Raw genomic sequence first — 14985 nt, 5'->3', positions numbered from 1 at the left:
CCGTATCCGGAGCAGAGATCATGCGTGCTTCTGAACCGCTCCTAAAGGTTGAGGGAATCCGAAAACAGTTCCCGGGAGTGCTCGCACTCGCTGACGTATCCTTCGAGCTGCATCACGGGGAGGTCCTCACTCTGGCTGGCGAGAATGGCGCCGGTAAAAGCACCTTCCTACGTATCCTCGGTGGTTCGCTACGGCCAGACAGTGGACAACTCGCCATTGAAGGACGGGTCCGCAGCGAGTACACGCCCGAGTCTGCGCGGCATGACGGCATCGTCATCGCGCACCAGGAACCTGCCATCGTCCCTCAGCTTACCGTGGAGCAGAACATACTCATCGGGCTCGGGCGTGCCGCCCGCGTAGCCGCGGCGGGCGCCGTATCGGGAGCGATGGAAGACGTGCGGCGTATGGGGTTCGACTTCGACCGGAACCGCCTGATGCGGACATTGAGCCCGGCCGAACGTCACGCACTCACGATCGCGCGGGCCTTCGCCTTCGGGGCCAAGATTGTCGCTCTGGACGAGCCCACCACCGCCATGGTGGAACAGAATGCCGCCGCCGTCATTGATAGGGTTAGACAGCTTGCCCACGAAAAGCAGATCGGCATCCTGTTCGTCTCTCACAAGATGAACGAGGTCATGAAGATCTCCGATCGTGTGGTGGTACTCCGTGATGGGCGGGCGAGCTTCGACGAGAAGATCTCGGACACGACCTCACGTGACATCGTGCGAGCCATGGTCGGGCGCGAGCTGCTCGACTACCAGCGCCCCAAGCGGGACCTACGCGGCAACCCGATCCTGCTATCCGTCGACGCCGCCACCCATCCGAGGGGGGTCGGCCCGGTGTCCTTCACCGTGCGCGGTGGAGAAGTACTGGGCATCTCCGGACTCGTCGGCTCCGGTCGTACCGAGCTACTGCGGGCCATCATCCGTGCTGATCCCCGCACGGAGGCTAACGTGGCGATCGCCGGGCAGCCTCTGCGCATTCGTAATCCACAGGATGCGAAACGGGCGGGAATCGCGTTCATCCCGGAGGATAGGAAGAACCAGGGCCTGGTCCTGTTGACGGCCGCTTACGAGAACTTTGCACTTCCCAACGGACCGATTATGGGCTCCCGCATGGGAGTGGTCTCTCCGCGTAAGCAGACGAAGGTAGCGGAACAGCTGTCCGCGTCCGTTGGCCTGAGACCTAAGAATGTGCGGGCCAAGGCGCGGGACTTCTCCGGCGGCAACCAGCAGAAGATCGTGCTCGGGAAGTGGCTGACCACGAACGCCCGCGTCTTCCTGTTCGACGAGCCCACAAAAGGCGTCGACGTCGGAGGACGTGCCGAGATCTACACACTCATTGACGAGCTGACGCTTCAGGGTTGCGCAGTGGTCATTGTCTCCTCCGATATGCCCGAGATCATCGCCCTGAGTGACCGCGCCCTCGTCATGAAGGAGGGGCATGCGGTCGCGGAGTTCTCGGGAGAGAACATCAATGAGCAGAACCTCGTCGCGGCTGCGGTGGGCGTCGATGACGCTGCCGCCTGACGTGACCGACCGGATGGACGATGGAACGAGAACGGACATGAATAACATAAGAAGTAGAGCCACGGCGTGGCGCTCCCGCATCAACGCGCAGACCTTCACCATCGCGATCGCCGCTCTGGTGATCTATCTGGGATTCGGCATACTGAATCCCAGGTTCCTCGGGCTCGACAATCTACGCGATGTCGCGATCTCAGCGTGTGTCAACGGCCTTATCGGGCTCGGCATGACGTTCGTGATCATTACCGGCGGCATCGACCTGTCGGTCGGATCGATCGCGAGCCTGTCGGGCATGGTCAGTGCGGCCCTGATGGTTAACCAGGGGTTAAACCCATATCTGGGTTTCGTGGTAGGGCTCGTTGTTGGGGCTCTGTGCGGCTTGGTGAATGGCGTATTGGTCGCCCTCGTTCGACTGCCTCCGTTCATCGCTACATTGGGGACCATGTCGATATTTCAGGGTTTGGCGTACGTCGTTACCGACGGTCTTCCCGTGTACAACATTCCCAAGCCGTTCGTCATGATCTTGAACTCTCGGGTGATGGGAATACCGACCTCGGTCGCGGCTGTTGCCATTTGTGCGATCCTTTGCTGGTTCCTGTTGCGGCGCACCGTGTTCGGCCAGAATGTCATTGCCACGGGCGGCAGCGAGGAGACTGCCTGGCTCTCCGGAGTCAATGTAGCGCGGGTCAAGATCTGGGTTTACGTCCTGGCCGGCACACTGTCTGGACTGGGGGGAATGGTAGTTGTCGCCCGCATCTCGGCGGCGCAGTCCGAGGCCGGTGCCCCCTACCAGATGACGGCGATCGCCTCCTCAGTGATCGGCGGTGCAAACCTCATGGGTGGCGAGGGCTCGATCGGTGGAACGATCATCGGTGCCCTGATTCTCGGGGCGCTGACGAACGGCCTAGTGCTGCTGAGCGTGCCGAGCTTCTACGAACAGATCGTAACCGGACTGGTAGTCGTAATCGCGGTCACCTTCGACCAGGTCGGAAAGAACTGGCCGGCTATGAGACGCGGCACCAAGCGACCCAAGCGGTCCAGCCCGGTGCCGAGTGAACCCCAGGAGTCGGAGATGCACGGCAGTCAAACGGCGACGACGTCCGGAGCCGGTCATGATTGACGTGCCCGTGGTGGATGCGCACCACCACCTGTGTCGATTGGCCGACGGCTATCCCTGGTTGAGTGGACCGCCGATGCCGCGATATCACGGCGATGATACGCCGCTGCGCCGTGACTACCTCATCGAGGACTATCAAGCGGACTGCGCCGGAATCCCGGTGGTCGCCTCCGTGGTGATAGAGAACGGCGCCGCTTCGCCGCTGCGTGAAGCGGAGTGGATCAACGATGTGCTGTCGGGCAGTCGGAGCGTGCAGGTGGCCAAGGCCGACCTGTTGGATCCCGCTGCCCCGGCGCTTCTGGAACGGTATGCGAGCTTGTCGACTATCCGAGGGGTACGCGACATCCTCAACTGGGATCCTGACCCCTACTACACCCACCGTACCCGCGACGGCATCATGGACGAGCCGGTGTGGCGGGAGAACTTCGCACAGCTCGAACCGTTGGGCATGTCGTTCGACTTGCAGGTATTCCCCGGGCAGCTGTCCGATGCCGCACGACTGGCGGACGCCTTCCCCTCCACACGGATAGTCCTTGACCACCTCGGCATGCCGATCCGTCGGGACGCGGACTACTTGAGGTGGTGGGGCGGTGGACTGCGTGATCTGGCTCGGCGCGAAAACGTGTTGGTCAAGCTCTCCGGCCTAGGAACTACCGACCACCACTGGACGAAGACGTCCATAAGGGAGCCGATTCTGACCGCGATCGATGCATTCGGAGTGGAGCGTTCCATGTTCGCCAGCAATTTCCCCGTCGACTCGCTCTACTCCGACATGTCGACTCTGTACGCGGCTTTTGATGCGACGGTGGCGGACTTCACCCGAGAAGAGCGAGGCCGGTTGTTCGCCGGCACGGCGACCGATTTCTACCGCATATAGGTGAGAGACGTCGCGGATCAACACTACACGTGTCTTACAGCACCAACAGTTTCGGCGTTTGGCGCCGATGGAATAGGAGGGGTCGAATGCAGTACTCGGCCAGAATCAATTCATACATCAAACAGGGAATGAGTGTGCCGGAGGCGCTCGCTGCGATCGCCGGCGTGGACGGCGTCGGCTATGTGGATCTCAATTATCCCGAGCACTTGGTGGACGGAGGCGTCGGGGCCGTCAAAGAGGCGCTTTCTGCCAACGGACTGCGGCTGAACTCGATCGCTGTGAGATTCCGCAGCAAGTACCGATCCGGAGAGTTCACCGGGCCGGATACGAGTATATCCGACGACGCCTATGAGCTGGTAGGTGCCGGTGTACGGGCCGCCAGAGACCTCGGCAGTGACCTGGTCACCCTGTGGCTCGGATATGACGGCTATGACTACGCCTTCCAAAAGGACTTCGTGACGGCTACCAAGCGCCTTGTTTCCGTCTATCAGCGCTTGGCGGACGAGCACCCGGACATGCGCTTCAGCATCGAGTACAAGCCGTATGAGGAGCGCGTTCACACGATGATTCCAAGTAGCGGCTTCGTCCTCTACCTGCTTCAGTGTATTGATCGGCCCAATGTGGGTGCGACTCTGGACTTCTGTCACATGATCATGGCACGCGACTATCCCGCACACGCTGCTGCGCTCCTGCTCGCGGACGGAAGGCTGTATGGAATCCATCTAAACGACGGGTATGGGGGCAGTGACGACGGGATGATCGTGGGTTCCGTCCACCCATGGGAGACCCTAGAACTTCTGCACTGGCTCAGGCGTGGCGGCTATCAGGCCCCGATCTACTTTGACACCTTCCCCGTGCGGGAGGACGCTGCTGGCGAGTTGCAGGCGAATGTCGCCGCGGCTGATGCCCTCTTGGAGGTGCTTGATAGGCAGGAGCCTGATCGTTTCCAGGAGGTCGCTGAGTCCCAGGATGCGCTGCAGGTCGCCGCGCTGCGCCTGGAACTGCTGGGCAGGGGTGGGGGATCATGACCGGCGCAATTCCCATGGAAGGTGGCGTGTTGGTTGTTGGAAGCCTTAACACGGACTTCACCGTATACGTGGACGAGTTGCCCAGACCCGGGCAGACGCTCTGTGTAACTGACGCTGTTACGAGTTTTGGCGGTAAGGGCGCCAACCAAGCGATCCAGGCACGTCGGCTGGGAGTACCGGTGACATTCGTCGGCGCGGTAGGCGCCGACGACCGGGGGCGCGATTACCTCTCTCGGATGGGGTCGGAAGGAGTTGCCCTGCGTGTCACGCAGATCAACGGCTGTGCAACCGGCTTGGGATTCGTCCACTGCACTCCAGACGGGACCGTCTCATCCACGGTGATCTCCGGTGCCAACGCACGGCTCACACCAGCGGACGTGGACGCTGCGTTCGCCGCCATTCCCCGACCTGGGCTGGTTCTCACCCAGAACGAGGTCCCGGCGGACTCCGTCGTCTCCGTCGGTCGAAGAGCGCGTGACATGCACATTCCGGCGGTTCTGAATGCCGCCCCCTACGTGCCGTACGGGGACGAGCTGCATGGTCTGTTCCAGTACCTCATCGTGAACGAGGAGGAGGCACTCGCATACGCGGGATGTGAGCATGCACCGGGGGACATCGCCGGGTGGCAGCGGCTGGCTGTCGGGCTTCGGCGGATCTCGCCTGAGGTGATCGTGACCCTCGGCGGGGCGGGCTCCGTGTATGCGGGGGCGAAGGGACAAAAGGTGGTTCCGGCGCACCATGTGAATGCTGTGGACACCACGGGTGCCGGCGACTCGTTCGTAGGGACCATGTGTGCCGCGCTGGTGCGAGGACAGAACATCGACTCCGCCCTGAAGTACGCCACCATAGCGGGCGCACTCACGACCATGGGTGCTGGTGCGCAGGAGAGCATGCCTGCAGGGTCCGAGGTGTTCGAAGCGTCTAGTACTTAGGTCCCAAGCAACTCGGTGTGTGATGATCGAATCGATCGAAAAGATGGTCGAATCGATCGATCTGACTTGACCGGGTGGCGGGGCTGGGCGACGATGGTGTCGTCGGAATGATCGAACCGATCGTCGACGGTTCCTTATGTGAGTGAACCGCTCATTTTTGAGGTACAAGGAGGTATCCATGACGACTTCAACTGGAGTACCGGTACGCCGGTCTGGCAAGACCAACTGGCGGTGGGTGGTCGCCGTCGTCTGTGCTATCGGGCTCGCCATCAACTACATCGATCGCTCTGCGATCTCGGTGTCGCTGCCCTATATGACCAAGGACTTCCACATCACGCCCGGTGAACAGGGCCTGATCCTGTCCGCCTTCTCCTGGTCGTACGCGATCATGCAGATCCCCGCGGGCTCACTGATCGACAAGTTCGGCGAGCGCGTCATGTTCGGCGCGTCGGTGTTCGTGTGGTCGGTGTGCACCGGTGCCACCTTCCTGGTCAGCAGCTTCGCCATGCTGTTCGGGCTGAGACTCGGCCTCGGTATCGGTGAGTCGGGTGCCTACCCGGCATCTGCAAAGACCGTCTCCCGTTGGTTCCCCCAGCGGGAGCGTGCTCGCGCCACCTCCGTCTATGACTCAGGCGCGCGTATCGGCTCGGCCATCGCGACTCCTGTGATCGCCGGGATCATCGGCCTGTGGGGCTGGCGGTGGGTCTTCTTGATCGCAGGCGTGCTCGGGATCCTGTGGTCGCTCGGCTGGTGGGCGCTCTATCGCCGCCCGGAGCTTGTCGGCTCAATCGGTGAGGAGGAGATGGCGATCATCAACGAGGGGCGCGATGAGGAGGAGCGCGAAGCGGCTGCGGCCGGTACCGAGAAGGCCGTCCCGGTACTCATCCTGCTGCGCAAGCGCGCCGTGTGGGCCATGATGATCGGCTTCTTCTGCGTGAACTTCGCGGTGACCTTCTTCCTCACCTGGTTCCCCACCTACCTTGTGGACGAGCGTGGCTTCGACCTGCTCAAGCTTGGAGCCTTCGGCGCGATTCCCCCGATCTGCTCCATCATCGGCTCTTGGAGCGGTGGTCTGATCAACGACGCATTGCTCAAGCGCGGCTGGGGTGTCACCAGGGTCCGCAAGACCTGCCTGGTCGTCGGCATGCTGCTGTGTGCCGTGATCGGTGGAGCGGCCTTCGTCCCCACAGCGGGACTGGCGCTTGCGCTCATGTCCGTGTCCTACTTCGGTTCGGCCTTCACCATCGTGACCATCTGGTGCCTACCGGCTGACTTCGTCCCCGCCTCCACCGTCGGAGTGCTGGGCGGCACTCAGAACTTCTTCTCCAACATCGGCTCCGCGCTCAACCCGATCGTCATCGGCTTCCTGTATGGGGCTACCGGAGCCTTCGGCCTGCCGCTGCTGTTGTCCGGGGCGGTATCCGTCCTCGGCGCCCTGGTCTTCGCCTTCATGCTTCCCAAGGTCGAACAGATCGACTTCTCCAGGGACTTGGTCACCGTGTAAGCGCAGCAACAGACGAGTACCGGAGGCAGAAGGGCCTCGGCCCCGCAGTTGAGAGATGCGCTCCACACGAGTCCATTGCGGCACACGACACGAACGAACGACAACGACGAAGGGAGGTGGGACGATGCGCCTAGAGACCGTCTTAAACGACCAGGGAGACACCATGGCCATCACCGTTCGTTCGAATGCGACTGCCGAGCCCCGCACCAAGGGGGATCGGCGGCGAGCCCGGCTCGTTGAAATGCTCGGTGAGGGTACGGGCAAGCGCGCGTCGGTGAACGAGCTCGCCGAGGCGTTGGACGTCTCCGTAGTCACGATCCGTCGGGACTTGGCCCTACTGGAGAAGGACGAGGTCATTTCCCGTACCTATGGGGGCGCCTCGCTGGCCCCGGGGCGGCGGGAAATGACCATGGCGCAGCGGGAGGTCTCCAACGTCGTCGAGAAGGAGGCGATCGCTCAAGTCGCGGTGTCTTTGCTGCACGACGGCGACCTGGTGATCCTCGATGCCGGCTCTACCGCGGAACGCATTGCCGCCGCCATCGACAACCGCTTCGAACTCACCGTGGTCACCAACGGGTTGCGCTGTATCAACCGGTTGGTAGGTCAGGAGCGCGTTCACGTGCTGGTCCTCGGCGGCAATCTGCGCGGCATCAACGAGACGATCTGCGGCGGTGACGCCGAGATGACACTGTCCCGTATTTACGGAAACATCGCCTTCGTCGGCGCCGACGCCGTCAACACCGAACGCGGCATCGCCTCGCGAACCTACGACCAGTCACGGCTGAAGTCGATGATGCTCCGGCAGGCCGCCCAGGTCTATGTCATCGCCGATTCCTCCAAGCTCGACGACGCGAACGATTACCCCTACTGGTCGCCTCTGCCCCATGAATGGGCGCTGATCACCGACGCCGGTGCGACTCAGGAACAGCTCGACGCGCTCGAGGAACACGGCGCCACCACCATTCTGCTCGCCGGCGAGCAGATCCCCAAAGACTCACGTAATCCTAAGGAACAATCATGACTGTCAACACGACCGTCGACTTGAACGCCACCATGAGGAAGGCGGTACTGCACGCCCCCAACGACATGCGGATTGAGCAGGTGCCGATCCCCGAACTTGCGCCGGGGGACGTCCTGCTCAAGGTCACCGGGGCCCTTCTATGCGGCACGGATGTCCGCATCTACACCGGTCGAAAGACCCGCAACGTGACTCTGCCCTCCACACTCGGGCACGAGTTCGCCGGAGAAGTGGTAGCCGTGAACGGCGAGCTGCCTGAGGGCGTGTCCATGGGCGACCAGGTCTGTGTCTACCCGCTCGTCCCGTGCGGGACCTGCTCGGCCTGCTCCAAGGGGCACCCCAACATTTGCCGCAACCGCGTCGCCTTCGGCTACCAGCTCGACGGCGGGCTCTCCCAGTATGTGCGGGTCCCCGCCCAGGCGCGCGAGAACCTGATCCCGATCAACAACGTCTCCCCCAGGGAGGCTGCCATCGTCGAGCCCGTCTCGTGCGCCTTGAACGGCCAGAACCTGGCCAAGGTGGCCGGGGCCGACACGGTGCTGGTGGCCGGGGCGGGGCCGCTCGGCCTGATCCACATCCGCCTGGCCAAGGCGCAGGGCGTGCGCCAGGTCATCTCCGTCGAGCCCAACCAGGCCCGCCACGACATCGCCCGCGCCTCCGGGGCGGACCTGGTGCTCGCGCCGTCGGACGACATCGCCGACCGCATCCGGGACTTCGCCCCCGACGGCATCGACGTGGTGATCATGGCCATCGGCCGTCCCGAGGCCATGACCCCCTACCTCGGATTACTGGCTCCGGGAGCTCGCATCTCGGTGTTCGCCGGCTTCAACTCCGAGGCCAAGCTCGAGTTCGTCGCCAACGACATCCACTACAACGAGTACGAGATCGTGGGCGCATCCTCCTGCCGTCTGGAGAACTTCCAGCAGGTCGCCCCAATGATCAATGACGGTCGGCTGAAGGTGGCCGATCTGATCGGCACTCAGCTGCCGCTCGATCGGGCCACGGAGGCCATTGATCTGGCCGCCTCCGGTGCCGACATGCGCGTCGGCGTCGACGTCTGGGCCTAACGCCCGGCGACTCTTCTCAACCACCCCTCCGACTCGCGTTCACGACGCGAGTCCCGGTCAACGCACCCTTTTTCGACTCACTACTCAACTTCACCCAAGTGGCCCGGCGCAGGGCCGGGTCACATGACAACAAGGAGAAAACCATGTCCGTCTACTCCATCAACCCCGTCGGCACCACTCCCGCCCTGGGACGCCAGCTGCGTATGCGCCGCCTGCTCGGCACGGACGGCCGGATGATGTCGGTGGCCCTGGACCAGGCGGTCCCGCGCGGCGTTGCACCCCGCCTGGCCGATATCAAGAACACCTTCAACCGGATCATCGAGGGCGGACCCGACGCCTTCACCGTCTTCAAGGGCATCGCCGGCCACCTGCTGTGGGACACCGACATCACCGTCCCGCTGATCATCAAGGGATCGACCTTCTGCGTCGACTTCCACCCCACCTACGACGCCACCGTCGCGTCCGTTCACGACGCCATCCGCCTGGGCGCCGACGCCCTGGCCATCGGTATCTCCGCGGGCTCGGAGAACCAGGTCGCCATGCTGGAGATGATGTCTGCCACCACCGAGGAGGCTCACAAGTGGGGCATGCCGGTCATCTGCCACGCCTACCCCTCCGGTGAGCTCTGGGGCGATCGCAAGGGCTCCACCGAGTCAGTGGTATACGCGGCCCGGGCCGCCGCCGAATGCGGCACCGACATCGTCAAGACCTGGTACACCGGCTCCGCCGCGGAGTTCAAGCAGGTCGTCGACGCCGTCCCCACACCCGTGGTCGCCGCCGGTGGCGCCCCCGCCCCCAAGCCCATCAACGTCCTCGAGCAGGCCGCCGCGGTGATGGAGGCCGGCGGCGTGGGCATGACCTGCGGGCGCAACATCTGGCAGGCCGAGGACCCCGCCAAGATGGTCCGGGCCCTGCGGGCCGTGGTGCACGACGGCGTCGCCCCGTCCGAGGCCGTCAAGCTGCTGGACTGACGGCGGTCGACGTCAGCCAAGACGACAGGAAGACGGAGGTTCAATGATGAGCACATTCGTCGGAATCGATTTGGGGACCTCGGCCACCAAGGCCGTCGTCGTCGACGCCGGCGGGGAGGTGATCGCGCGCGCCCGCTGCGCCCACCCGCGCTCCCGCTCCGTGCAGGGCCGCGTTGACCCCCGGGCCTGGGAGGAGTCCATCCGCGGCGCGCTGGCCGATCTGGGACCCGCCCTTGCCGGCGCCGCCGGCGTCGGTATCGACGTCCACTGCCCGGTCGCCGTTCCGTTGGATGCCGCCGGCAAGGCCTGCGGGCTGGGGGTGGTGTGGGACAACAACATTCTGCGCTACTACTTCAACCAGTATTCGGATCAGCGTTCGCCGCAGGCGTTGGCGGCTACCGGGAACCACCCCTCGCAGTCGACCTTCATGGCGCTGGCATACCCCTATCTGCGCAACCATGACACCGACGCCTTCGCGGGCATGGCCACCTTCGGGATGGCCGGCACGTGGCTCGGCGCGCTGCTCACCGGGAAGACCGCTCTGGACCCCACGCAGGCCTCCTACTCCGGCATCTTCAACACGCTGGACCCGGCCCAGGGGTGGATCCAGGAGACGGTCGACCTGCTGGAGGTCGATCCGGGCACGCTGCCGCCGGTCAAGCACGCGGTGGAGATCCTCGGCACGGTCACGCCGGAGGCGGCCGCCGACTTCGGCCTGCCCGCCGGCATCCCCGTGTCGGTCGGCTCGGCGGACACCCCGGCTGCCTCCTATGCCCTGGGGACCAGGCCGGGCACGAAGCCGTTCTTCATCATGGGCACCACTCACGTGATCAACTCCTGCCTGGCCGCTCCGGACACCCGCGCCACCGCCCTGCAACGCTGCGGCAACCGGCCGGGCGAGTGGCTGATCAATGGGGTTACCAACGGTGGGGACGCCCTGGCCACCGGTGCGCTGGTGGCCGGCTTCGGCGAGGCCGACGGCGGCGTGGCCGGCATGATCCGCACCGCCTACGACATCTCCCGCGAGGACGCGGTCACCGCCCCGTTCTTCATTCCGCATGTCATGCGGGAGCGGGGGCCGCTGTGGTTCGAGGCGCCCTGTGCCCGGCTGGTGGACATCACCCGCGAGACCAGCCGCGCACAGGTGGCCCGCGGCATCGTCGACGGCGTGCTGCTGGTGGACCGCATGGTGCTCGGGTCCTGCGTGCCCAAGGGCTCGGGCTCCATCTACGTCACCGGGGCCTTCGGGGCGGACGAGGCCTTCCCCCAGATGCTCGCCGACATCCTGGATGCCGACCTGGACCTGGTGGACGAGTCCTACCTGCCGGCCATCGGCGCGGCGGGCATGTGCGGTGCGACGGTCACCGACGCGGTGCTGCCGGAGGTCGTCTCCCGGCGAGTGAGTCCCCGGCCGGACTGGGTGGCCATCAACGACGACCGCTGGGAGGCCTTCCGCGCCTCCTGGACCGACGCGACCGGACGCGAACCCCTGCCGGAGATCTGACCGCTCCGACCACCCAACTCCATTTGTCATTCCCTCACGAAAGGCAGTTCCATGACCACTTCGACAAATAGTGTGGAGGCTGTGAAGCCGACCAAGTCCGTGTACGTCGCCCGGCTCCTGACCGACGCCGTCACCCGCGAGCTCGACTCCCACGCCGGGCTCGGCTTCGACATCGGCCAGGAGGCGCCGCCCGCCCGGGCGGAGCTCTTGGAACGGGTGGCCGGGAAGGACGCCGCCATTGTCACGCTCACCGAGCGCATCGACGAGGAGTTCTTCACCGCGGCCGGCCCGAGCCTGAAGGTGGTGGCCAACGTGGCCGTCGGCTTCGACAACATCGACCTGGACGCCGCCGCCCGTCACGGGGTCACGGTCACCAACACGCCAGGTGTCTTGGACGGCGCCACCGCCGATCACACCTTCGCCCTCATCCTGGCGCTCGGTCGGCGCATCGTCGAGGCCGACCGGTTCATCCGCGAGGGCAATGACTGGGCGTGGGGGCCGCGCATGTTCGTCGGCCTGGACATCTCCGCCGGCGCGACCCTGGGCATCATCGGCCTGGGCCGCATCGGCCGCGCGGTGGCCCGGCGTGCGCGTGCCTTCGACATGCGCGTCATCGCCACCGACGCCACCCGCCCTCTGGGCAGCAGCGTGGACGGGGTGGAGATCGTCACCCAGGAGGAGCTGCTGGCCACCGCCGACGTGGTCACCCTGCACGTGCCGCTGCTGCCCTCAACCCGGCACCTGATCAACGCCGAGACGCTCGCTCTCATGAAGCCGGGCGCCTACCTGGTCAACTGCGCCCGCGGCGGCATCGTCGACGAGCAGGCGCTGATCGAGGCGATCGACTCCGGACACCTGCGCGGCGCCGCCATCGACACCTTCGAGGGTGAGCCCCGCGTCAACCCCGAACTGATCGCCCGTCCACAGGTCGTGCTCACCCCGCACACCGCCAGCGCCGGTGAGGCGACCCGCGACCGCATGTGCCGCCTCGCCGTCGACAATGTCCTCGCCGTGCTGGACGGGCGTGAGCCGCTCACCCCGGTCAAAGCGTCCTGACCGGGCGGCGGGCACCGCGTACACGAGACCGAAAGGGCAGCCCAATGAAACTGGTTCTGGCACCCGACTCCTTCAAGGAGAACATGACGGCACGCGAGGCCGCACAGGCGATGCGTCGCGGCGTCCTCGACGTGTATCCCGACGCCGAGACGGTCATGGTGCCGATGTCCGACGGCGGGGAGGGCTTCGTGGACGCGGTCACCGCCGCCTGGGGCGCCGAGCTCGTGGAGGTGTCCACCGTCGACGCCCTGGGCCGGCCGATCCAGGCCACCTACGGGCTCGACGGTGATCGCGCCGTCATGGACGTGGCCAGCTGCGCCGGCCTGGAGCTCATCGCCCCCGCCGACCGCGACGTCCTGCACTCCAACACCGCCGGGCTGGGAGTGCTCATCAGGGACGCCGTGGGCCGCGGGTCGCGACGCATCATCCTGGGCATCGGCGGTTCGGCCACCAACGACGCCGGCCTGGGCATGCTCACCACCCTCGGAGCCGGGCTGCGGGACGAACACGGAGCGCAGATCGCTCCTTATCCGGGGCGGTTCGAGCGGATCGCCGAGATCGACACCTCCGGGCTCGTCCCGCAGCTGGCCGAGACCCGCTTCCAGGTCGCCTGCGACGTGACCAACCCGCTCACCGGCCCTACCGGCGCCACCGCCGTGTTCGGGCCGCAGAAGGGCGTCACCTCCGAGATGGTGCCGATTCTGGACCATGCCCTGGCCCACGTCGCCCGGGTATCCGGCCACGAGCCGGAGGCGGACACGCCCGGGGCGGGAGCCGCAGGCGGGCTCGGCTTCGCCCTGCGGGTCTTCCTCGGCGCGGAGCTTGAGCCCGGAGTTGAGCTGGTGGCCCAGGCGGTCGGCCTCGCCGACGCCGTCGTCGGGGCGGACCTGGTGCTTACGGGGGAGGGGTCTGTGGACGCCCAGACCCTGGCGGGCAAGACGCCCGCCGGGGTCGCCCGCCTCGCCGCAGGGGCGGGCGTGCCCTGTGTCGTCTTCGCCGGGCGCATCAAGGCCGGGGCCGAAAACCTGCTCGAACACGGGGTGCGCGACTTGGTGAAGGTCGGTTCCCCCGACGAGCCGCTGGAACAGGCCCTGCGCCACGGCCCGGACAACCTGCGTCGCGCCGTCGGCGACTACCTGCGGCGTTGACCCCAGTAGGTGCGGGGACAGCGACCCGTCGTCGATTTACGATCTTGGGGTCCGTTTCACGACCACCCCGGGGTCGTAAATCAGCCCCGGGGGGCGTAAAGCGGCGGTGCGTAACTTCTAGTGATCGCGGCGAGTTAGTCGGCGGGAGTGCATGCCCCCGGCGTGTATCCGTATTCCGCCAGGGTCGCATAGGTCTCGTCGGTCGGGGGTGCGGTGAAGCCGTCCCCGACCGGCCCCGCGGGGACGGTCACCAGGTTCACCCCGTCGGCCGCATCCGTACCCGTGCTGCTGCGCACGGTGCGGGCCAGGCGCGCCAGGTCGAGCAGCCCGGTGCCGGAATCGACCCCGAGGTCTCCGGTCAGGGTCCAGGCGAGTGACTGCATCGCCAGGGGGTTGTGTGCCCGCTCCAATATCCCCGCCAGTACGGCGCGCATGACGACGCCGGTGAAGCGGCTGCGCCGCTCGGCACCCTCCTGCTCGGACAGCGCCACCCACCGCCCATCGCGAAGGACCTCCGGGTGGCGCGACCGCACCAGCGCCAGGGCGTCCACACCGTTGAGGCGCTGCGTGCCCGCGGCATCTATCTGGAGCCCGGAGTAGGCGTCGCGTACGGGCTCATCGACCTCGACCTCAACCCCGCCCAGGGCGTCGACGATGTCCGCGAACTGGGCCATGTCGACCGTGACCACGTGGTCGGCTGCCACACCGTAGGCGGTGCACAGGGCATCGACCGTGTATTGGGCGCCCTGCAGGAAGGACGTGGTCAGGCGCTCGTCGAACAGCTGCCCCTGTGCCACGGTCAGGTCACGCGGCAGTACCAGCACGTTCAAGCCGGAGGCGGTCGGCTGCACCAGCGCGACGACGTCGGCGCGCGCCCCGTCGCCCACCTCCTCGACGCCGCCGTAGCGGGCGGGTCCGTCGGGCAGATCGGTGCGCGAGTCGGTGCCGATAACCAGCCAGGTCTCCGCCGTATCCCCCGCAGCGGTGGCACCGCCGGAGGCACTGCCGGGCAGATCGACGTCGAAGCGGTCCAGGCGGGTCCACAGCAGACCGAGGTCTCCCACTCCGAGAACCAGCAGCACGGCGAGAACGGCGCAGATGGCGGCGCGCAGCGGGTGCCTGCGTCCCCATGTACGCGCCCGCGCCCACCAGGCGGAAAGTGCCTGGTGGGCGCGGGCGAGGAAGCCGACCGTTGTGGGCGAGTTCTCCGATGAGGTCATCACCCGGGCAGACTAGT

Annotated in this window: 13 protein-coding genes; 12 read left to right on the top strand and 1 reads right to left on the bottom strand. The window is 65.8% G+C overall.

Annotated elements, in window-relative coordinates; genetic code table 11:
- Window positions 1-20 precede the first annotated feature (20 nt).
- The 12 genes from C3B71_RS11465 to C3B71_RS11410 all read left to right on the top strand — a co-directional run bounded on the left by C3B71_RS11465 (window position 21) and on the right by C3B71_RS11410 (window position 13748).
- A complete protein-coding gene (locus C3B71_RS11465) occupies window positions 21-1529 on the top strand; it encodes a sugar ABC transporter ATP-binding protein (protein ID WP_108968170.1) in 1509 nt (502 codons plus the stop codon).
- Entirely contained in the window at window positions 1513-2646 is a 1134-nt protein-coding gene (locus tag C3B71_RS11460; RefSeq protein ID WP_073328654.1) for an ABC transporter permease, read from the top strand. Before C3B71_RS11465 ends, C3B71_RS11460 begins: the two co-directional genes overlap by 17 nt.
- A complete protein-coding gene (locus C3B71_RS11455) occupies window positions 2639-3520 on the top strand; it encodes an amidohydrolase family protein (protein WP_108968168.1) in 882 nt (293 codons plus the stop codon). Before C3B71_RS11460 ends, C3B71_RS11455 begins: the two co-directional genes overlap by 8 nt.
- 86 nt (window positions 3521-3606) lie before the next feature.
- Window positions 3607-4548, top strand: coding sequence for a sugar phosphate isomerase/epimerase family protein (locus tag C3B71_RS11450; RefSeq protein WP_108968166.1), 942 nt, complete (start codon window positions 3607-3609; stop codon window positions 4546-4548).
- Window positions 4545-5480, top strand: a complete 936-nt coding sequence (locus C3B71_RS11445) for a ribokinase (RefSeq protein ID WP_108968164.1) — start codon at window positions 4545-4547, stop codon at window positions 5478-5480. The genes C3B71_RS11450 and C3B71_RS11445 overlap by 4 nt, the downstream gene beginning before the upstream one ends.
- 178 nt (window positions 5481-5658) lie before the next feature.
- A complete protein-coding gene (locus C3B71_RS11440) occupies window positions 5659-6984 on the top strand; it encodes an MFS transporter (RefSeq protein ID WP_073328661.1) in 1326 nt (441 codons plus the stop codon).
- A 163-nt stretch (window positions 6985-7147) separates the two neighbouring features.
- A complete protein-coding gene (locus tag C3B71_RS11435; RefSeq protein WP_159097685.1) occupies window positions 7148-8005 on the top strand; it encodes a DeoR/GlpR family DNA-binding transcription regulator in 858 nt (285 codons plus the stop codon).
- Window positions 8002-9069 carry an alcohol dehydrogenase catalytic domain-containing protein gene (locus C3B71_RS11430; RefSeq protein ID WP_199912497.1) on the top strand — a complete coding sequence of 356 codons (1068 nt, stop codon included), beginning with the start codon at window positions 8002-8004 and terminating at the stop codon, window positions 9067-9069. The genes C3B71_RS11435 and C3B71_RS11430 overlap by 4 nt, the downstream gene beginning before the upstream one ends.
- A 143-nt stretch (window positions 9070-9212) precedes the next feature.
- A complete protein-coding gene (locus C3B71_RS11425) occupies window positions 9213-10040 on the top strand; it encodes a class I fructose-bisphosphate aldolase (protein ID WP_073328666.1) in 828 nt (275 codons plus the stop codon).
- A 43-nt stretch (window positions 10041-10083) separates the two neighbouring features.
- Window positions 10084-11544, top strand: coding sequence for a xylulokinase (locus C3B71_RS11420; protein ID WP_108968160.1), 1461 nt, complete (start codon window positions 10084-10086; stop codon window positions 11542-11544).
- Between the two features lie 51 nt (window positions 11545-11595).
- Window positions 11596-12600: a 2-hydroxyacid dehydrogenase gene (locus C3B71_RS11415; RefSeq protein ID WP_108968158.1), complete on the top strand. Its 1005-nt coding sequence runs from the start codon at window positions 11596-11598 to the stop codon at window positions 12598-12600.
- Between the two features lie 44 nt (window positions 12601-12644).
- Window positions 12645-13748 carry a glycerate kinase gene (locus C3B71_RS11410; protein WP_108968156.1) on the top strand — a complete coding sequence of 368 codons (1104 nt, stop codon included), beginning with the start codon at window positions 12645-12647 and terminating at the stop codon, window positions 13746-13748.
- A 134-nt stretch (window positions 13749-13882) separates the two neighbouring features.
- On the opposite strand, the gene C3B71_RS11405 is transcribed toward C3B71_RS11410, so the two are convergent.
- The gene (locus C3B71_RS11405) at window positions 13883-14968 is read right to left on the bottom strand and encodes an LCP family protein (RefSeq protein ID WP_108968154.1); all 1086 of its coding nucleotides are present in this window, start codon (window positions 14966-14968) and stop codon (window positions 13883-13885) included.
- Window positions 14969-14985: the final 17 nt, after the last annotated feature.

The sequence above is a fragment of the Actinomyces sp. Z16 genome, from assembly GCF_003111765.1.
Taxonomy (GTDB): domain Bacteria; phylum Actinomycetota; class Actinomycetes; order Actinomycetales; family Actinomycetaceae; genus Actinomyces; species Actinomyces glycerinitolerans.
This window is presented reverse-complemented; position numbering and strand designations above follow the sequence as displayed.

Bases quoted from the DNA above. Each gene is read 5' to 3' on its own strand.
- C3B71_RS11465 (WP_108968170.1), top strand. From the start codon at position 21: ATGCGTGCTTCTGAACCGCTCCTAAAGGTTGAGGGAATCCGAAAACAG.
- C3B71_RS11460 (WP_073328654.1), top strand. From the start codon at position 1,513: ATGACGCTGCCGCCTGACGTGACCGACCGGATGGACGATGGAACGAGA.
- C3B71_RS11455 (WP_108968168.1), top strand. From the start codon at position 2,639: ATGATTGACGTGCCCGTGGTGGATGCGCACCACCACCTGTGTCGATTG.
- C3B71_RS11450 (WP_108968166.1), top strand. From the start codon at position 3,607: ATGCAGTACTCGGCCAGAATCAATTCATACATCAAACAGGGAATGAGT.
- C3B71_RS11445 (WP_108968164.1), top strand. From the start codon at position 4,545: ATGACCGGCGCAATTCCCATGGAAGGTGGCGTGTTGGTTGTTGGAAGC.
- C3B71_RS11440 (WP_073328661.1), top strand. From the start codon at position 5,659: ATGACGACTTCAACTGGAGTACCGGTACGCCGGTCTGGCAAGACCAAC.
- C3B71_RS11435 (WP_159097685.1), top strand. From the start codon at position 7,148: ATGGCCATCACCGTTCGTTCGAATGCGACTGCCGAGCCCCGCACCAAG.
- C3B71_RS11430 (WP_199912497.1), top strand. From the start codon at position 8,002: ATGACTGTCAACACGACCGTCGACTTGAACGCCACCATGAGGAAGGCG.
- C3B71_RS11425 (WP_073328666.1), top strand. From the start codon at position 9,213: ATGTCCGTCTACTCCATCAACCCCGTCGGCACCACTCCCGCCCTGGGA.
- C3B71_RS11420 (WP_108968160.1), top strand. From the start codon at position 10,084: ATGATGAGCACATTCGTCGGAATCGATTTGGGGACCTCGGCCACCAAG.
- C3B71_RS11415 (WP_108968158.1), top strand. From the start codon at position 11,596: ATGACCACTTCGACAAATAGTGTGGAGGCTGTGAAGCCGACCAAGTCC.
- C3B71_RS11410 (WP_108968156.1), top strand. From the start codon at position 12,645: ATGAAACTGGTTCTGGCACCCGACTCCTTCAAGGAGAACATGACGGCA.
- C3B71_RS11405 (WP_108968154.1), bottom strand. From the start codon at position 14,968: ATGACCTCATCGGAGAACTCGCCCACAACGGTCGGCTTCCTCGCCCGC.